The organism is Tateyamaria sp. 7Alg 36 (genome assembly GCF_059882455.1).
Genome location: NZ_CM187613.1, coordinates 1,990,392 through 2,008,505, shown reverse-complemented (window position 1 = coordinate 2,008,505; position 18,114 = coordinate 1,990,392). Strand labels below are relative to the sequence as shown.

Annotated in this window: 16 protein-coding genes; 9 read left to right on the top strand and 7 right to left on the bottom strand. The window is 61.4% G+C overall.

The genetic code is table 11. The features are described from left to right. The first annotated feature begins 208 nt into the window (after positions 1-208). On the top strand, positions 209-3,112 hold the full coding sequence (locus AC6GQJ_RS09900; RefSeq protein ID WP_500767738.1) for an error-prone DNA polymerase: 2,904 nt from the start codon (positions 209-211) through the stop codon (positions 3,110-3,112). Positions 3,113-3,229: 117 nt separating this feature from the next. On the opposite strand, the gene AC6GQJ_RS09895 is transcribed toward AC6GQJ_RS09900, so the two are convergent. Next, entirely contained in the window at positions 3,230-3,787 is a 558-nt protein-coding gene (locus AC6GQJ_RS09895) for a hypothetical protein (protein WP_500767736.1), read from the bottom strand. A 78-nt stretch (positions 3,788-3,865) separates the two neighbouring features. On the opposite strand from AC6GQJ_RS09895, the gene AC6GQJ_RS09890 reads away from it, so the two are divergent. From AC6GQJ_RS09890 to AC6GQJ_RS09875, 4 genes are all read left to right on the top strand, one after another. Next, positions 3,866-4,441 carry a Crp/Fnr family transcriptional regulator gene (locus AC6GQJ_RS09890; protein ID WP_500767734.1) on the top strand — a complete coding sequence of 192 codons (576 nt, stop codon included), beginning with the start codon at positions 3,866-3,868 and terminating at the stop codon, positions 4,439-4,441. A gap of 209 nt (positions 4,442-4,650) precedes the next feature. Next, a complete protein-coding gene (gpmI, locus tag AC6GQJ_RS09885) occupies positions 4,651-6,165 on the top strand; it encodes a 2,3-bisphosphoglycerate-independent phosphoglycerate mutase (protein ID WP_500767732.1) in 1,515 nt (504 codons plus the stop codon). Continuing rightward, on the top strand, positions 6,162-7,295 hold the full coding sequence (locus AC6GQJ_RS09880) for a murein hydrolase activator EnvC family protein (RefSeq protein WP_500767730.1): 1,134 nt from the start codon (positions 6,162-6,164) through the stop codon (positions 7,293-7,295). Before gpmI ends, AC6GQJ_RS09880 begins: the two co-directional genes overlap by 4 nt. A 6-nt stretch (positions 7,296-7,301) precedes the next feature. Next, positions 7,302-8,642: a S41 family peptidase gene (locus tag AC6GQJ_RS09875; RefSeq protein WP_500767728.1), complete on the top strand. Its 1,341-nt coding sequence runs from the start codon at positions 7,302-7,304 to the stop codon at positions 8,640-8,642. Between the two features lie 39 nt (positions 8,643-8,681). On the opposite strand, the gene AC6GQJ_RS09870 is transcribed toward AC6GQJ_RS09875, so the two are convergent. The 5 genes from AC6GQJ_RS09870 to AC6GQJ_RS09850 are packed head-to-tail and all read right to left on the bottom strand — an operon-like array spanning position 8,682 to position 14,107. Further along, positions 8,682-9,770: a mandelate racemase/muconate lactonizing enzyme family protein gene (locus AC6GQJ_RS09870; protein WP_500767726.1), complete on the bottom strand. Its 1,089-nt coding sequence runs from the start codon at positions 9,768-9,770 to the stop codon at positions 8,682-8,684. Next, positions 9,763-10,695, bottom strand: coding sequence for a 2-hydroxyacid dehydrogenase (locus AC6GQJ_RS09865; RefSeq protein WP_500767724.1), 933 nt, complete (start codon positions 10,693-10,695; stop codon positions 9,763-9,765). Before AC6GQJ_RS09865 ends, AC6GQJ_RS09870 begins: the two co-directional genes overlap by 8 nt. Next, positions 10,688-11,530, bottom strand: coding sequence for a fumarylacetoacetate hydrolase family protein (locus AC6GQJ_RS09860; RefSeq protein ID WP_500767722.1), 843 nt, complete (start codon positions 11,528-11,530; stop codon positions 10,688-10,690). Before AC6GQJ_RS09860 ends, AC6GQJ_RS09865 begins: the two co-directional genes overlap by 8 nt. Positions 11,531-11,567: 37 nt before the next feature. Next, on the bottom strand, positions 11,568-13,367 hold the full coding sequence (locus AC6GQJ_RS09855; RefSeq protein ID WP_500767720.1) for an IlvD/Edd family dehydratase: 1,800 nt from the start codon (positions 13,365-13,367) through the stop codon (positions 11,568-11,570). Further along, positions 13,364-14,107, bottom strand: a complete 744-nt coding sequence (locus tag AC6GQJ_RS09850; RefSeq protein ID WP_500767718.1) for an SDR family oxidoreductase — start codon at positions 14,105-14,107, stop codon at positions 13,364-13,366. Before AC6GQJ_RS09850 ends, AC6GQJ_RS09855 begins: the two co-directional genes overlap by 4 nt. 79 nt (positions 14,108-14,186) lie before the next feature. On the opposite strand from AC6GQJ_RS09850, the gene AC6GQJ_RS09845 reads away from it, so the two are divergent. From AC6GQJ_RS09845 to AC6GQJ_RS09830, 4 genes are all read left to right on the top strand, one after another. Next, positions 14,187-15,101, top strand: a complete 915-nt coding sequence (locus AC6GQJ_RS09845) for an NAD(P)-dependent oxidoreductase (RefSeq protein ID WP_500767716.1) — start codon at positions 14,187-14,189, stop codon at positions 15,099-15,101. Continuing rightward, positions 15,098-16,069 (top strand): D-erythronate dehydrogenase, encoded by a 972-nt coding sequence (denD, locus tag AC6GQJ_RS09840; RefSeq protein WP_500767713.1) that lies wholly within the window; start codon positions 15,098-15,100, stop codon positions 16,067-16,069. Before AC6GQJ_RS09845 ends, denD begins: the two co-directional genes overlap by 4 nt. A gap of 99 nt (positions 16,070-16,168) precedes the next feature. Beyond that, entirely contained in the window at positions 16,169-16,804 is a 636-nt protein-coding gene (locus tag AC6GQJ_RS09835) for a DUF998 domain-containing protein (protein WP_500767711.1), read from the top strand. Beyond that, positions 16,801-17,334 (top strand): DUF421 domain-containing protein, encoded by a 534-nt coding sequence (locus tag AC6GQJ_RS09830; RefSeq protein WP_500767709.1) that lies wholly within the window; start codon positions 16,801-16,803, stop codon positions 17,332-17,334. The genes AC6GQJ_RS09835 and AC6GQJ_RS09830 overlap by 4 nt, the downstream gene beginning before the upstream one ends. A 4-nt stretch (positions 17,335-17,338) precedes the next feature. Here the strand turns inward: AC6GQJ_RS09830 and AC6GQJ_RS09825 are convergent, their stop codons facing one another. Beyond that, positions 17,339-17,995: a GntR family transcriptional regulator gene (locus tag AC6GQJ_RS09825; RefSeq protein WP_500767707.1), complete on the bottom strand. Its 657-nt coding sequence runs from the start codon at positions 17,993-17,995 to the stop codon at positions 17,339-17,341. Positions 17,996-18,114 lie beyond the last annotated feature (119 nt).

The window sequence follows — 18,114 nt, the reverse complement described above, 5'->3', positions numbered from 1 at the left end:
AACAGTCCAAAGACCTCGCAACCGAACGCGTCCCCATCCCCCTTCTCTGTTCCAAAAAATCCCGGGGGAGGCCGCAGGCCGGGGGCAGCGCCCCCCATACAAAACACCTCGAAAACAGAACCCGCCGTCGCCTTCTGACATGCGCTGTTCAAAAAAGAACAAAACGTGAATATGCTAAAGCTCTGCCACAGCCGAATCTGCCACATTCATGTTTGTCGAACTCTCTGCCACATCCAACTTCACCTTCCTCACCGGTGCCTCGCACCCCGAGGAATATATGGAGCGCGCCGCCCTGACGGGGATGGAAGCGCTGGCCATTGCCGATGACAATTCGGTGGCGGGGATCGTGCGAGCGCATACGCAGGCCAAGGCCATCGCGCGTTGCATCCGCGAACGGCGCGACTTTGATACTAAAACGGGGCTGGTTGGCCCGCCACAGCCTGCGCATATCCCGCCTGCATCCGGTGCCTCCATCACCACGGCCCCGCGCCTGATTCCTGCGGCGCGGCTGATCTTTACCGATGCCCCGCCCATCACGGTTGTGCCGCAAAACCGCAACGGGTGGCGGGGCCTGTGCCGGATTCTCTCGCGCGGGCGGCTCAGGGCGCAGAAGGGACACTGCGACCTGCAACTCGATGATCTTGAGGCTTTTGGCGACGACCTTCACCTTCTGCTCTGGCCACAAGCGCCAACGGGGCAGCGCGGCGCGGTCGGGTGGCAACAAACAGCGCAACGGCTGACGCGCCGCTTTGACGGGAAACTCCATATCTTGCTGACGCCGCGTTATGACGGGCGGGATCGGGCGCGTTTTGACCAGCTGGCGGATCAGGCGCGTGCGCTTGGCCTGCCGACGCTGGCCTCGGGGGCGCCGCGCATGCATCACGGGGCGCGGCGCAAGCTGGCGGATGTGGTCAGTGCGGTGCGCCTGAAAACCCGTGTCGATACGCTGGGCCGCGCGGCCCTTGCCAACGGCGAGGGGCGGTTGCGCAGCCGCGCGGACATGCTGCGGCTGTTCGCAGGCCACGAAGACGCGGTGCACCGCACCGGCGCACTGGCCGATAGCATCGACTTCTCGCTCGACCAGTTGCGCTATGAATACCCGTCCGAAATCACCGGCGATGAGACCCCCGCACAGCGGCTTGAGCGGCTGGCCTACGAGGGGCTGAAATGGCGTTACCCCGCAGGCGCGCCGGAAAAGGCACAGCGCCTGTTGCGCCATGAACTGACCCTGATCGGCAAGCTGAAATACGAACCCTACTTCCTGACTGTGCGCGACATTGTCCACTTTGCACGCAGCCGTGGCATCCTGTGCCAAGGGCGCGGATCGGCGGCCAATTCGGTGGTCTGCTACTGCCTTGGGGTCACCTCGGTCAGTCCCGAAATGGGCACGATGGTGTTTGAACGCTTCGTGTCCGAGGCCCGCGACGAGCCGCCTGATATCGACGTCGATTTCGAACATGAACGGCGTGAGGAAGTGATCCAGCACATCTATGAAACCTATGGTCGCCACCGCGCGGGCCTGTGCGCCACGGTGGTGCATTACCGTGGCAAGCGCGCCATCCGCGAGGTGGGCCGCGCCATGGGCCTGTCCGAAGACACGATTTCGGCGCTGTCCTCGCAGCTGTGGGGCTTCTTTTCTACCAAAGGGGTCGAGGCCGAGCGGATGGCCGAGATCGGCCTCGATTTCCGCGACAAGCGCCTGCGCCAGACCATCGAACTGGTGCACGAGATCAACGGCTTTCCCCGCCACCTGTCCCAGCACGTCGGCGGCTTTATCATCACCGAGGGGCGGCTTGACGAACTGGTGCCCATTGAAAACGCCACGATGGAGGACCGCACCGTCATCTGCTGGGACAAGGACGACATCGACAGTCTGGGCATTCTCAAGATCGACGTGCTGTCCCTTGGCATGCTGACCTGCATCCGCAAGGCGTTCGACCTTTTGCGCATGCACCACCAGCGCGATTACACCCTTGCCACGCTGCCCCCCGAAGACCCGCGCGTCTATGACATGTTGTGCGCTGCCGACAGTATCGGCGTCTTTCAGGTGGAAAGCCGTGCGCAGATGAACTTTCTGCCGCGCATGCGGCCGCGCAACTTCTATGATCTGGTGATCGAGGTGGCGATCATCCGGCCTGGTCCCATTCAGGGCGACATGGTCCACCCCTATATCCGCCGCCGCAACGGAGAGGAGGAGGTCAGCTTTCCATCCGACGCGTTGGGTGCGGTGCTGGGCAAGACGCTGGGCGTGCCGCTTTTTCAGGAACAGGCCATGCAGATCGCGATGGTTGGCGCGAACTTTACCCCCGATCAGGCGGACCGGCTGCGCCGCGCGCTGGCGACGTTCAAGAAGCATGGAAGCGTCAGCGCCTTTCGCGCCCTGTTCCTGCGCGGGATGCGTGAAAACGGCTATGACGACGAATTTGCCGAACGGTGCTTTTCCCAGATTGAGGGCTTTGGCTCCTACGGCTTTCCCGAAAGCCACGCGGCCAGTTTTGCGTTGCTGGTCTATGCCTCAAGCTGGCTGAAATGCCACTATCCGGGCATCTTTGCCTGCGCCTTGCTGAATTCCCAACCCATGGGGTTCTACGCCCCTGCCCAGATCGTGCGGGACGCGCGCGAACACGGGGTCACGGTGCGTCCGATCTGCATCAATGCCAGCTTCTGGGACAATGTGATGGAGCCTGACGGGCGCGGCGGGCTGGCCCTGCGGCTGGGGTTCCGCCAAATCAAGGGACTAAGCGAGGAAGATGCCACATGGATCGCGTCGGCCCGTGGCAACGGCTACCAGTCGGTGCGCGATGTGTGGCGGCGTGCGGGGCTGGGGCCGCCCGTGCTGGTCCGCCTGTCCGAAGCGGACGCGTTCAACAGCCTCAACATCAGCCGCCGCGAAGCGTTGTGGGAGGCCAAGGCACTGGCTCCGGGACCGGCCCTGCCGCTGTTTGCCCGCGACATTGATGGCGAGGTGGTGGACGAACCCGCCGCCCTCTTGCCCGAGATGAGCTTGGGCGAACAGGTGGTCGAGGATTTCGTGTCGACACGCCTGACGCTGCGCGCCCATCCGGTGGGGTTGTTGCGCCACATCCTTACCCCGACAGGTGGGAGCATCTGATCACAGCGGACAAGCCGCCTGATTTTCAAAGGTGCGCTTTACGCGGAAGAATCCTGATGAAGCGGGAAGCAACATCCGGTCATAAGGTTCGCGAACGCGTGGGGCGGGGAACTGACGTTACCGTGCGATGAGCGAAGGTCTGCTTTGGGATCGCCGCGCCCAGTTAAATCCTATGAGAAGAACGAGCATCACCGCCAAGGTTGTTGCAATGGACTTGAGGATTGTGGCTGTGCTCACGGCGTATACCAGTGGGGCAGAAACCTCGGGCCAGCTTCGGATCATGGCCAGAACGCCAAGGTTTTCTGCGTAGTCGAACAAAGCGCTGCCAGTCGAAAGGGTAATGCCAAGCTGGATAAGCCTTCTGTTTGGCATGCGTTTCCCGAACCAGAGGATCGTCGAAATCAAGGTGAGCGCGAGCATTGCCGGATAGACCGTGTCCAACGTGATCTGGCGACTAAGGTAATACGCGCGTCCCTGCGCACCTAAGGAGTTTAGAAGCGTGGCGGCCTCTGTCGGGCCATAACCGAACGGGCGCATGTCGAAGGGGGCCTGTCCCGAAATCGCTTGGATATGAGCAAGCGTGACAGTTACCATCAGCAAATAGAGAGATGCAGTGATCACTCCTGAACCAACCGCGATACATCCAGCATGATTTGACAGAATTCGTTTCGTCATTTTGTAAACTCCTTGATCCGTGCCACACATGACCTGTGACGCATTCACCTGCATTATCATTTGATAAGGGACGCCAAGATGGATCTACGGACGTTTCTAACGCAGTCACCTGACCTGTTGGACTGGGCCAACGCCGACGAATTCGCGTCTGCTTGGAAGCAGATCCGTTTGGATAAGGGCGCACACCTGACGTTGCAGGAATACCCTCAAACAGATGAATTCATTCTTTTGGCGGGGTGTTTGACGAGTAGTATCTGCGACCAAGACGGCAAAGAAGTTTGCGTCGGGTTCTATGTGGGCCCGTGTGTTGTTACGCCAAACATAGCAAGAACGCGCAACGGGCTATCGCTTGTATCCATCGTGGCAACGACCGACGCGCGGCTGGCACGGATCGAAAGTGATGCACTTTCAAACAGGATGATTGCGTCTGAACCCGTTCGAAATTGGGCCAATGGTATCCTGCGGGAAACGTTAGGCCGGAAGGTGGATCGCGAGTGGTGCCTCGCTGCACTTGGTGGGGCTGAACGGCTTGCTTGGTTTCGCAAAGAATTCCCAAGCTATGAGGACATCTTTCCACATACGCTGATTGCGTCCTTTTTGGGGGTCACTCCTGTCACGCTGAGTCGCTTGCGGGCTTCCGATAAAAATCGATAGGACGCTGACCTTCGGACAGGTCACAGCCTTTGTGATGCCGCGCTTCAGCCTACGCGGAGTCAGACGCACCAGCATAAGTCAGCTTATCCCAGCACAGATTTGTCAGGGGCCTGAGCTAGGGTGCGGCGGCATTTGGCAAGCGTTCTTTCCAAGGCCGTTCATGCGCGTTAGAACGCAAGGGCAATTCACAATCAAAGGTCGCTAACGAGATGGCACATCCCAAACCCGTTGTTTTGTGTATCCTTGATGGATGGGGCCTGCGCGAGGAAAAGACCGGCAATGCCCCTGCGCTTGCCGATACCCCCACCTTTGATCACATCATGGCAACCTGCCCCAATGCGACGCTGATCACCCATGGCCCCGATGTGGGTCTGCCCCGCGGGCAGATGGGCAATTCCGAGGTCGGCCATACCAATATCGGTGCGGGCCGCGTGGTGGCCATGGACCTTGGCCAGATTGATCTGGCGATTGAGGATGGCAGCTTTTTCCACAATGAGCGCCTGACCACGTGGATCGACGGGATCAAGGCCGCAGGCGGGCGCGCGCACCTGATGGGCGTGATGTCCGATGGCGGCGTGCACGGTCACATCACCCACCTGATCGCGGCGGCGAAGGCCTGCGCGGATGCGGGGCTTGATGTGCTGATCCACGCGATCACGGACGGGCGCGATGTCGCCCCGAAATCCGCGCTGAACTACCTTGAAACGCTGTCTTCGGAACTGCCCAAGGGCGCGCGGATCGTGACCGTGACAGGGCGCTATTTCGCGATGGACCGCGACAACCGCTGGGACCGTGTCGAAACCGCCTTTGCCGCGATGGTGCGGGCAAAGGGCCAGATCAAGGAAAGCGCCGAAGCGACGATCAACGCCGCCTATGCCAACGACAAGACCGACGAATTTATCCCTGCCACGGTGATGGACGGGTACAAGGGCGCACGGGACGGCGACGGGCTGTTCTGCCTGAACTTCCGTGCCGACCGTGCACGCGAAATCATGGCCGCCATTGGCGATCCGACCTTTGACGCCTTTGACGTTGACGGGCGCCCCGACTGGTCCGGCCTGATCGGGATGGCGGATTATTCCGTGGCACACGCTGCCTATATGACCACGGTTTATCCCAAGCCCGAGATCGAGAATACGCTGGGCGCTTGGGTGGCACGGGCGGGCTTGCGCCAGTTCCGGCTGGCCGAGACCGAGAAATATCCCCACGTCACCTTTTTCCTGAACGGCGGTGAGGAACAGCCCGAAAAAGGTGAAGACCGCGCCATGCCGAAATCGCCGAATGTGGCGACCTATGACATGCAGCCTGCCATGTCCTCGGTCGAGGTGACGGACAAGTTCATCGAGGCAATCGAGGCGGGTTATGACCTGATCGTGGTGAACTACGCCAACCCCGACATGGTCGGGCATACGGGCGATCTGGACGCGGCGATTGCGGCCTGCGCCTCGGTGGATCAGGGGCTGGCGCGCGTGCTGCCGGTGCTTGAGGCGGCGGGCGGTGCGATGATTGTGACAGCCGATCACGGCAACTGCGAAACCATGATCGACCCCGACACCGGCGCGCCGCATACGGCGCACACAACCAATCTGGTGCCGGTGGCTGTGGTCGGGGCAGGGGACGTGACCCTGAATTCCGGCCGTTTGGCCGATCTTGCGCCAACGGTTCTGGCGCTGATGGGGCTGGACCAGCCTGAAGAGATGACCGGAAAAAGCCTGATTGCATGAAACGTCTTGCGGCCCTAGCCCTTTGTGCGCTGTGCGGCCCGCTTGCCGCGCAAGAGGATGCGGGCGCATTGGCCCGTGCGGCCGGTGACCTGCTGTCCACCGCTTCGGCGCAGATGGCCGAGGCCGAAAGTGCCCGCGACCGCGTCAAGGCGCTGACCCGCACTGTGCAGGCCTATGAGGCGGGACTGTCCGCGATGCGCGCCGGTTTGCGACGGGCGGCCATCCGCGAGGCGCAATTGCGTGGCCAGCTTGAGGCGCGCGATGCCGAGATCGCGCAGCTGGTCGCTGTACTGCAAACCCTGACGCCGAATGAAACGCCCGCCGCCTTTCTGCACCCTGACGGGCCGAATGGCACGGCGCGGGCGGGCATGTTGCTGGCCGAACTGACGCCCGCGCTGAACCAACGGGCTGAACAGTTGCGCCTTGACCTCAGCGATGTCGAGGGGCTGCGCCTGTTGCAGGAACAGGCAGCGGCGCAGTTGCAGACCGGACTGGCCGAGGTGCAAGCGGCCCGTGCCGAATTGAACCAAGCGATGGCGAACCGGACCGAGTTGCCGCAGCGGTTTACCAGCGATCCGGTGCGCGAGGCGATCCTGATCGCCTCGTCCGAGACGCTGGATGCGTTTTCCAGCGGCTTGGCCAACATCGTGACGGATGATGCCGGATGGACGCCCCCCGATATCGAGGACGAAATCGGCACGTTGCCCATGCCCGCGCGTGGTCTGATCCTGCGCAAAGCAGGCGAACCGGACGCCGCAGGGATCGTGCGGCCCGGCATCTTGCTGGCCACCCGCCCCGGTGCGCTGGTGACCGCGCCAACGGCGGCGACACTGCGTTATGTCGGCCCGTTGCTGGATTTCGGGGCGGTAACGATTCTCGAACCGCGTCCGGGGACGTTGATCGTGCTGGCGGGGATGGGCGTAAGCTATGGTGAAACGGGGCAAATTATTGCCGCTGATACGCCGCTGGGCCTTATGGGCGGGCTTCCTGCCGATGGACAGGCCTCTGCATTGTCAACTGATAGTGAAGGGGGTGGCGCTACGGCCTCGGAAACGCTCTATATAGAGGTAAGACAGGATAACGTGCCCGTGGACCCGATGACGTGGTTCAGCACTGACAAGGATGGATAAGCAGGAATGAAAAAATTCGTCATGGCCGCACTGGGCGGTACGTTGGCAGGTGCGATTGCCACAACGCAGGTTGCAGGCCCGTTGCTGGCACAAGAGGCCGAATCGAACACGCGCGTCTATGAGCAGCTTGATCTGTTCGGCGATATCTTTGAACGCATCCGCAGCCAGTATGTCGAAGAAGTCGAACCAGGCGAACTGATCGAGGCGGCGATTGACGGGATGCTGACCTCGCTAGATCCGCATTCCAGCTATCTCTCCCCCGACGATGCCGCGCAGATGCAGGTACAGACACGCGGTGAATTCGGCGGCTTGGGCATCGAGGTCACGCAGGAAGAGGGCTTTGTCAAAGTCGTCTCACCGATTGATGGCACCCCTGCCGCAGAGGCAGGCGTCGAGGCGGGCGATTTCATCACCCATGTGGACGGTGAATCAATGCTCGGCTTTTCGCTGGACGAGGCGGTGGACCGTATGCGCGGCCCTGTCGGGTCAGAGATTATCATCACCATCGTGCGCGAGGGCGAGGCCGAGCCGTTCGACCTGACCCTTGTGCGGGACACAATCGAATTGCAGGCCGTGCGCAGCCGCACCCAAGGCGACACGGTTGTTCTGCGCGTCACCACGTTCAACGACAAGACCACGCCGAACCTGACCTCCAAACTCGCCGAAGAGGTCGAGGCACTGGGCGGTATGGAGAACGTAAACGGCTTTGTCCTTGATCTGCGCAACAACCCCGGTGGTCTGCTGACCCAAGCGATCCGCGTCTCCGATGCCTTCCTTGAAAAGGGCGAGATCGTGTCGACCCGTGGCCGCGACCCCGAGGATGGCGACCGTTTCAACGCCACGCCGGGTGATCTGGCGATGGGCAAGCCGATTGTGGTTCTGATCAACGGCGGCTCTGCCTCGGCTTCCGAGATCGTGGCCGGTGCCTTGCAGGATCACCGCCGCGCCATCGTTGTCGGAACGAAAAGCTTTGGTAAGGGATCGGTCCAGACGGTGATGCCGCTGCGGGGGGATGGTGCGATGCGCCTGACCACGGCGCGTTATTACACGCCATCGGGCCGTTCGATCCAAGCACTGGGTGTCAGCCCCGACATCGTGGTTGAACAGCCTCGCCGTCAGCCCGCGACTGAGGAAGAGGACGAACCCAAGAGCGCGGTCGGCCAGCGTTCCGAAGCGGACCTGCGCGGCAGCCTTAACAACGACTCACTGAGCGAGGACCAGATCCGCCAGATCGAAGAGGACCGTGCAAAGGCCGACGCCGCCGCGGCGCTGCGCGAAGAGGATTACCAACTGGCCTACGCCATTGATATCCTCAAGGGTCTGAACGCCCTTGGTCCGAAAGAGTAAAAGCACAACGAAGGTGGGCGGCGACGCCCACCTTATTCCTTACAGCGTGACCTCGTGCGGGGTCAGCATGTTCCACGCAAATTCCACCCCGATCCCGGGCACATCCGGTGCAACGGCCATGTGGTCGCGGATCACAAGCGGGCGCGTGGTATAACGGTCAATCGGGAAGCTGTGCACCTCTAGCCAGCCGCTATTAGGCCGCCCGGACATCAATGATACGTGCAATTCCTGCATCCCGTGGCTGCACACCGGTACGCCCGCCTGTTCGGCCATCGCCGCCACTTGAAGCCAGCCGGTGATGCCCATGCAGTTGGACGCATCCGGTATGATGAAATCCACATGCGGGATGGCGCGGGCAAATTCGTGCATCGTATGCAGGTTCTCGCCCTGACTGACCGCCACGCCTGTCGCGGCACGTATCTTGGCGTAGTCTTCGAACGCGTCGGGGATGATGGGTTCCTCGAACCACGTGATGTCGAATTGCTTGAACGCGTTGGCCATCGAAATGGCCTGTTCCACCGTCAGCGAATAGTTGGCATCGACCATAAAGGTGATGTTCGGCCCGATAAGCTCACGCACCGCTTTGATACGGGCGATGTCTTCGGCTTGGGTCGGCTGGCCGATCTTGATTTTGACCGCGTTTTGGCCCCGATCCAGATAGCCCTGAATGCTGTCCAGCAGCTTGGGCAGGTCATAGCCAAGGTCGATCCCGCCTGCATAGGCCTTGCAGCAATCGGACGCGCCGCCTGCGGCCTTGACCAGCGACTGGCCCGCCCCTTTCAGCCGTGCATCCCACAAGGCGATATCGACCGCCGAGATGGCAAAGGATAGGATGCCGCCGCGCCCGACATAGTGCATATGCCAGTCCATCGCGTCGGTCAGCGCCTCGACCGCGTCGCCATCCTGTCCGATCAGGAACGGAGCAAGGTCGTGGTTGATCATTGCCGCAATGGCATGCCCGCCGCGTCCGCCGCTATAGGTGTATCCGGTGCCGCTGCGCCCGTCTGCCAGTGTCACGGTCGCGGTGATCAGGTGGAAATGCGTGTGGTCGCCATGTTTGGCGTCCACAAGCACTTCGTCCAGCGGCACCGCGAACAGGCGTGCGGTTACACTGGTGATCTCAGACATTGAGATGGGCCGTTTCAGGCACAGGGGTCAGCACCTTGCCATCGTCCAGATGCGCGATCAGGTTGTCGACCACAAGCGCCCCCATCGCCGCACGGGTTTCGTGCGTAGCCGACCCGACATGCGGCAACAGCACGACGTTGGACATGGTCTTGAGCGCGTCGGGAATCTTCGGCTCGGCCTCGAACACGTCCAGCGCGGCATAGCCCAAACGCCCGTCCTGCAACGCGGCCACCATGGCGGGTTCATCCACCACGGACCCGCGCGACACGTTGATCAGCGTGCCTTCGGGACCAAGGGCGTTAATCACGTCCTCGTTCACGATGCGGTGGGTCGAAGGACCACCGGGGGTGATGCAGATCAACACCTCTACGGCCTCGGCCATATCGGTCAGGCTGGCATGGTAGGTGTAGGGCACGTCCTTTTTGCCCCGCGCGTGATAGTGAATCTCCGCGTTGAACGCTTCGAGCTTGGTGGCGATGGCCTGCCCGATGCGCCCCAGCCCAAGGATCCCGACACGGCGATTGTCGGCACTGCGGGACAGCGGTGCGCCGCCCTGTTCCCACGCGCCCGAACGGGCGTGCGCCTCGTCCGAGAGGAAATTGCGGAAGCTGGCCAGCATCAACAGGATCGCGGTGCTGGCAACCTCGGCGTTCAGCACGTCGGGTGTGTGCGTGACCAGAATGCCCCGTTCTGCCGCCGTCTTGGTGTCGATGGCGTCATAGCCGACGCCATAGCCACTGATCATTTGCAGGTTCGTGCAGGCCGCCATCACATCCGCAGGCACCCCGTCATGGCCGTTGGTGGCGATATGGGTGATCGCCTCGGCGGGATAGGATGCCTCGGACAGTTTGTGGATCGTGAACCGCTCGGCAAGGCGTGCGTGCATCGTGTCGGTGATGCCGCCGATCTGTAGAAGGTCAGGCATCCATCTTCACTTCCTGACGCTGGCGGCCCAGACCTTCGATCTCGACCTCCATCACGTCACCGACGTTCAGGTAAACCGGTGGCTTCATGCCCATACCCACACCCGGAGGGGTGCCTGTGGTGATCACATCACCCGGATGCAGAGTCATCAGCCCGCTCAGATGTTCGATGATCTCGGCCACGGTAAAGATCATCGTGTTGGTGTTGCCGGTCTGCATCCGCTTGCCGTTCACGTCCAGCGACATGGCAAGGTTTTGCACATCTGCGATCTCGTCGCGGGTGACCAGATAGGGTCCCGTAGGGCCGAACGTGTCGCAGGATTTGCCCTTGGTCCACTGACCGGTCAACTGGGTCTGGAAGTGACGCTCGGACACGTCATTGACCACGCAATAGCCCGCGACATAGTCCAGCGCGTCCTCTTTCGAGACGTATTTGGCGGTCTTGCCGATCACGACGCCTAGTTCGACTTCCCAATCGGTGTGGGTCGATCCGCGTGGCATCACCACATCGTCATAGGCCCCGACCACAGCCGAGTTCGCCTTGAAGAACAGGATAGGGTGTTCGGGGATTGCCGCGCCGGTTTCGGCGGCGTGGTCGGAATAGTTCAGGCCGATGCACAGGAACTTGCCAAAGTTGCCGACGCAGGCACCAAGGCGCGGATTGCCCTCGACCGCGGGCAGGGTGGCGGGGTCAATGCTGCGCAGGCGGTCCAGCGTCGCATCGTCCAGTGTGTCGCCTGTGATGTCGGCCACATGTTCCGACAGATCGCGCAAAGTGTCGCCGTCCATCATGCCGGGTTTTTCGTGACCTACGTCACCGTATCGTACGAGTTTCATCTTGCTCTTCCCTAGTGGTTGTCCCGCTATCAGCGGGTTAGTGGTTATCCCGCGGCATGTGCTTGCGCGAGATATCTTGATAGTCGGTCGATCCGCGCAGGGTCATGCCCTCGTCGAAACGGCCCACACGGTCGCGGAAAATTTCCTGCCATGGGCTCTGGTTTTCCGGTACTGGGTAGCCTCCCGCTGCCAGTATCGCCTCGGCCCGTGCTTGCAGGATGGTGTCATCCACCAGCATGTCCGCGGTGCATTTGCGCAGGTCGATGCGCACCATGTCGCCGGTTTCCAGCAGGGCCAGCCCGCCGCCATCCGCCGCCTCGGGCGACGCATTCAGGATCGACGGTGATCCCGATGTGCCCGACTGTCGCCCGTCACCGACGCAAGGCAGCGCCTTGATCCCCTGCTTCAACAGGTAGGAAGGCGGACGCATATTCACCACCTCGGCCCCGCCGGGATAGCCCTTGGGCCCCGCGCCGCGCATGAACAGGATGCAGGTGTCGTCGATATTCTCGGCAGGATCGTCGATGCGGTGGTGAAAATCCTCGGGGCCGTCAAAGACGATGGCGCGCCCTTCAAAGGCGTCCGGATCGTCAGGGTTCGACAGATAGCGCGCGCGGAAATCGTCGGAGATCACCGAGGTTTTCATGATCGCGCTGTCAAACAGGTTGCCCTTGAGGTTGATAAAGCCCGCGTGCTTTTTCATCGGTTCGGCCACGGTGCGGATCACGCGCTGATCCTCGCTGCGCACATGGCCGCAGTTCTCGCGCATGGTCTTGCCATTCACAGTCATCGCGTCGGGATGGGGCAGCAGGTCCGCGGCAATCAACTCGCCAATGACCGCAGGCACGCCGCCTGCATGCTGGTAATCCTCGCCCAGATATTCGCCGGCGGGCTGCATGTTGACGATCAGCGGAACGTCATGGCCGACCTTCTGCCAGTCGTCATTGTCCAGCGGCACACCCAGATGGCGGGCAATGCCGTTCAGGTGGATCGGCGCATTGGTAGAACCACCAATGGCCGAGTTAATGACGATTGTGTTCTCGAACGCCTCGCGGGTCATGATGTCGGACGGGCGCATGTCCTCCCACACCATATCCACAATGCGGCGACCTGTTTCATAGGCCATCTGCCCGCGTTCGCGGTAGGGGGCGGGAATCGCCGCCGCGCCGGGCAACTGCATGCCCAAAGCCTCGGCAAGACTGTTCATCGTGGTGGCTGTGCCCATCGTGTTGCAATAACCGACCGACGGGGCGGAGGACGCGACCAGTTCCATGAACCCGTCATCGTCAATCTCTCCGGCGGCAAGCATTTCGCGTGCCTTCCAGACGATAGTGCCCGATCCGGTGCGTTCGCCACGGAACCAGCCGTTCAGCATCGGGCCGACCGACAGGGCGACAGCGGGAATGTTTACAGTGGCGGCGGCCATCAGCAGGGCAGGGGTGGTTTTGTCACAGCCGATGTTCAGCACCACACCATCCAGCGGATAGCCGAACAGCGTCTCAACGAGGCTCAGATAGGCAAGGTTACGGTCCAGCATCGCGGTCGGACGCTTGCCGGTTTCCTGAATGGGGTGCACCGGCACCTCGATACAGGTGCCGCCAGCGGCGATGATGCCGTCGCGCACACGTTTGGACAGTTCAAGATGGTGGCGGTTGCAGGGCGACAGGTCGCTGCCGGTCTGCGCGATCCCGATGATCGGCTTGCCCGACTGCAACTCGGCCCGCGTCAGCCCGTAGTTCAGATACCGTTCGAGATAGAGGGCGGTCATCTCCGGATTGTCCGGATTCATGAACCACTTGCGCGAACGCAGATCCTCGATTGTGATTTTCTTGGTCATTGGCCCGACCAGCCTCCGTCGATGATATGGGGGTGCCCTGTGGTGAACCCGCTGTCGTCGCTGGCAAGGTAGACGACAAGGGCGGCGATTTCTTCCGCGGTGGCGACGCGGCCCATGGGCTGGCGCGAGACGAACTGCTTCAGCGCCTCTTCGTAGCTGCCAATCTCTTCGCCCAAGGCGCGGACGCGGTCATGCCAACTGGGGCTTTCCACGGTGCCGGGGCAGATGCAGTTACAGCGCACACCCTTGGTCACGTAATCGACCGCGACCGATTTTGTCATGCCGATCACGGCGGCTTTGGTCGTGCCATAGATGAAACGGTTGGGCGCGCCGATGACCGACGAACAGGCCGACGACATGTTGATGATCGACCCTTTGCCGCGCTCGACCATGCCGGGCAAAGCGGCGCGCATGGTGCGCATCATCGACCGCACATTCAGGTCGAACGCGAAATCCCATTCGTCATCCGTGGCATCCAGAAGCGTGCCGTGATGGACGAATCCTGCGCAGTTGAACAAAACATCCGGTTGCGCATGTTCGACACCGACGCGGATGCTGGTGGCATCCATCGCGTCCAGAACAAAGGTTTCGATGCCTTCGGGCATGTCTTCCAGCAACTCGGATTTCACATCAGTTGCAAACACTTGCGCGCCTTCGGCCGCCATCGCAACGGCGCTTGCGCGTCCGATGCCTTGGCCTGCGGCTGTCACAAGCGCGCGCTTTCCGTCTAAACGGCCCATAGTCTCCCCCCATTCTTTTCCACTGTTGCGTACGGCGTCTGCCTGCGTTTTGGTGGGACCGTAGGATAAGCCGCTGGCATTGACCAGACGGCATGGAAATTTTGGAGGATCAGGGATGGCGACGCAAAAGGTGGCCCTTTTGGGGACCGGATTAATGGGGTTTCACATGGCGCGCAATCTGGCAGAGGCCGGTGTGCCGCTGACCGTTTGGAACCGCACCAAGGCCAAGGCGCAACCCTTGGCGGCCTTCGGGGCCGAGGTTGCCGACACGGTAGAAGAGGCGGTGATCGAGGCCGACATCGTCATTTCGATGATGAGTGACGGGCCCACCGTTCTGGCCGTGGTGAACGATGTGGCGGGCCGCCTGAAAGAGGGCGCGCTGTGGATCGACATGTCATCGACCAAACCGGACGAGGCGCGCGCGCAGGCCGAGGTGCTGGCGCCATTCGGCGTTGCGCATCTGGACGCGCCCGTGTCCGGCGGCACCAAAGGGGCCGAAGCGGGCAGCCTTGCCATTATGGTCGGTGGTGCCGAGGATGACGTGGCCCGCGCCACATCGACCCTTGGCGCCATGGGGGAACCTGTGCATGTCGGCCCGTCGGGGTCGGGGCAGTTGTCCAAGCTGTGCAACCAGACCATCGTCGCCGTCACCATCGGTGCGGTTGCCGAGGCGATGTTGCTGGCCGAACAGGGCGGTGCCGATCCGGCGGCTTTGCGTGCCGCGCTCAAAGGCGGGTTCGCTGACAGCGTCATCCTGCAACAGCACGGCGAGCGTATGACCACGGGCAATTTCGAACCCGGTGGCCTGTCGAAATTCCAGCTCAAGGATCTGGACAACTGTCTGGCCGAGGCTGCGGCGGTCAAGCTGGACCTGCCCATGACCCAAGGCGTGCGCGACCGGTTTGCGCATTTCGTCGACCACATGGACGGGGCGGACAAGGATCATTCTGGCATCTACCTTGAACTGCGCGCGCGCAATGGATTGGACACATGATGCGCGTCCTGATTCTTGGCGGTGGCGGCATGGTGGGGCAAAAACTGGCCCACAGGCTCGAGGCCGAAGGCATCGACGGCAAGCCGGTGCAACTGACCCTGCACGACATGGCCTTTCCCGAAGGCGGGGCAGGCACGGACCGCCGTGTCGGCAACCTGTCCACCTTGGCGGAAGGGGCGGCGCTGGCTGCTGAACGCTTTGACCTGATCTACTTCCTCGCCTCGATTGTCTCGGGTGAGGCCGAGACGAATTTCGATCTGGGCTGGCAGGTGAACCTGTGGCCGATGTGGCATTTCCTTGAAGGTCTGCGCGCACAGCACCGCGCGACCGGCGGGGACTATGTGCCGAAGGTGGTGTTCACATCCTCTATCGCCGTGTTCGGTGGCCCTTATCCCGACAAGATCGGCGACGATTTCCTGTCCTCGCCGCAAACCAGCTATGGCGCGCAAAAGGCGTCGTGCGAGTTGCTGATCCAAGACTTCAGTCGCAAGGGTTTTATCGACGGCATGTCGCTGCGCCTGCCGACGATCTGCGTGCGTCCGGGAAAGGCCAATCTCGCGGCGTCATCCTTCTTCTCTGGGATTATCCGCGAACCTTTGAACGGGTTGGAGGCGATTCTGCCCGTGTCCGACACCGTGCGCCACTGGCATGCGTCGCCCAAATCGGCGGCGGGCTTTCTGGCACATGCGGCAACGCTGGACACGGTGCGGCTTGAAAACCGCCGCGCCCTCAATTTGCCGGGATTGTCCTGCACCGTGGCCGAACAGATCGAGGCCTTGCGCGATGTGGCGGGCAACAACGTTGTGGCGCTGATCAAATCGCAGCCCGATCCGGCCATCGCCAAAATCGTGGACGGCTGGCCCCGCGACTTTGCCCCAGAACGGGCCAAGGCACTGGGGTTCACGGCGGAAACCACATTCCGCGAGATCGTGGATGTCTATGTCGCCGAAGATCTAAAGGGCCGCTGACCCTGTTTGCCCGCGGCACGCTCGCGGGTAAGATCACAAACCGGTGAACCAAACCGGCATGCCTCGCGTTGACCTGTCGTAACCAGACGGGAAACCAGCATGTCCGACGACACCGGCACCCCCGCCGCAGGATATTACAGCGCCTTTGTGCAGACCCTTGCGTGGTTAGCGCTGGCGGGCTGCGTGGTTTTCGCCGTTTCGATCCTAGTTGCCGACTTTGTGGTGCCGGATCACGACTGGATCGCGGACACGATCAGCGACCTTGGTGCGGGCAAATACGAGTACATTGTCGATATCGGCATCTATTGCTTTTCTGCGTCACTGATCTCGGTTGCGCTGTTATGCGCGCATGTGCATCTGGGCGGTTGGAGGTGGAGCGTGGGTACCTTGTGCTTTGCCGCGCTGGCCCTGATCGTGTTCCTGATCGGGGCGCGGAATGAATATGGCGATGCCGACCGCGATGGCGCGGTGATCCACATCTACCTCGTTTATGCCTTGGGTCTGTTGATGGTGCTGATCCCGCTGTTGATGGCGCGGGGCGCAGGCAGGATCGACCCGTTCTATGCCCGCGTTCTGATGACCATCGCCGCGCTTTGGGTCGTCAGCGCGCCGGTATTCTTTTTCCTGCCAACCGGCATCGACGGCATCTACGAACGCTACCTTGGCCTGCTGGCATTCGCGCTGATCGGCGCAATGGCGGGGCTTTTCCTCAAACACAGGAGGTCACAACAGTGATCAGCGATATTGCAGAGATTTTTGTGCGCGTCGGCGTGATTGTTCTGGCCGTGGTGGTCCTGACGCGGATCAACGGGCTGCGGTCCTTTGCCAAAATGTCGAGCTTCGACTTTGCGATCACCGTCGCCACAGGCTCGGTCATCGCCAGTGCCGCGATCTCGCCCAAGGAACCGGTTTGGTACGGGTTGGCAGCATTGGCCGCGTTGTTTGTGGTACAGTGGCTTTTGGCCTTGGCGCGCTCGCGCTGGAAATTCGCGGAAAGCAGCATCGACAATTCGCCGGTGCTGATCATGAAAGACGGCGTGATCCTCGAAGAGAACTTGCGCTTTGTCCGCATGACCAAGGCGGACGTTTACGGTAAGTTGCGCGAGGCGAACGCCTATGATCTAAGCACGGTGCACGCCGTTATCTTCGAGGCGACAGGCGATGTCAGCGTGCTCCACGGCACCAAGGACGACGGCAAAAAGATCAGCGATGCGGTCATTGAGGACGTGCTGGAATACGGCGCGCCCGCGTCAAAGGCCGAGTGATCCCCTATCCCTTAGGGGCATCGTCGCTTGGGCGCATGTGACGCGCCAGATGGTCGTGGATTTTCTGCCGCGTCAGCGCCTCGTCCCCCGCCATGGCGGCGTCCAGAATCTGCTGGTGCTGGCGGATGTTGTTCGAGATGAAATCGAAACTCCGGTCCTCGACCATCAATTGCTGACGGAAGCGGCAATAGACCTGATGGTGCGTTGCCAACAGGCTGGCCGACCCGCAAGCCGAGATCAGCATCTCATGAAACTGCCGTTCCGCATCGAACCACAGATCAACAAAGGGCGTCACATCATCCGCCGATTGCAGCCGCGTTTCCAAATGGCTGAGCTGATGGTGCGCGGCGGTCAGGCGGGCCTCCCATGCGACGCCGCCATAGCGAATCGACATCGCCGCACCTTCGGCCTCAAGCAGTACGCGCAGGTGGGTCAGTTCATGCACCACATCATTGGATTTCTCGGGCACGCGAAACCCGCGCTGTTCGCGGAACTCGACCAGCCCGAGAGTCGACAGGCGGAACAACACCTCGCGAATAGTGCTGGCGGAACAGCCGAATTCGGCGCGCAAATGTTCGGCCCGTAGCTTCTGCCCGTGCTCAAAACCGTTGGTCATCAGGCGATACCGCAGGCTTTCGTAGATGTTGTCGTCTTTGAGCATGAGGGCCTTCCCGAGATCGAATTTTCCTGATCGGTAAATCACAAAATCTCGAAATTCCATCAGAATCTCAAAAATTTTACAAATTTCACATTTAGAGTTGTCGTGCGGAATTTCTGCGC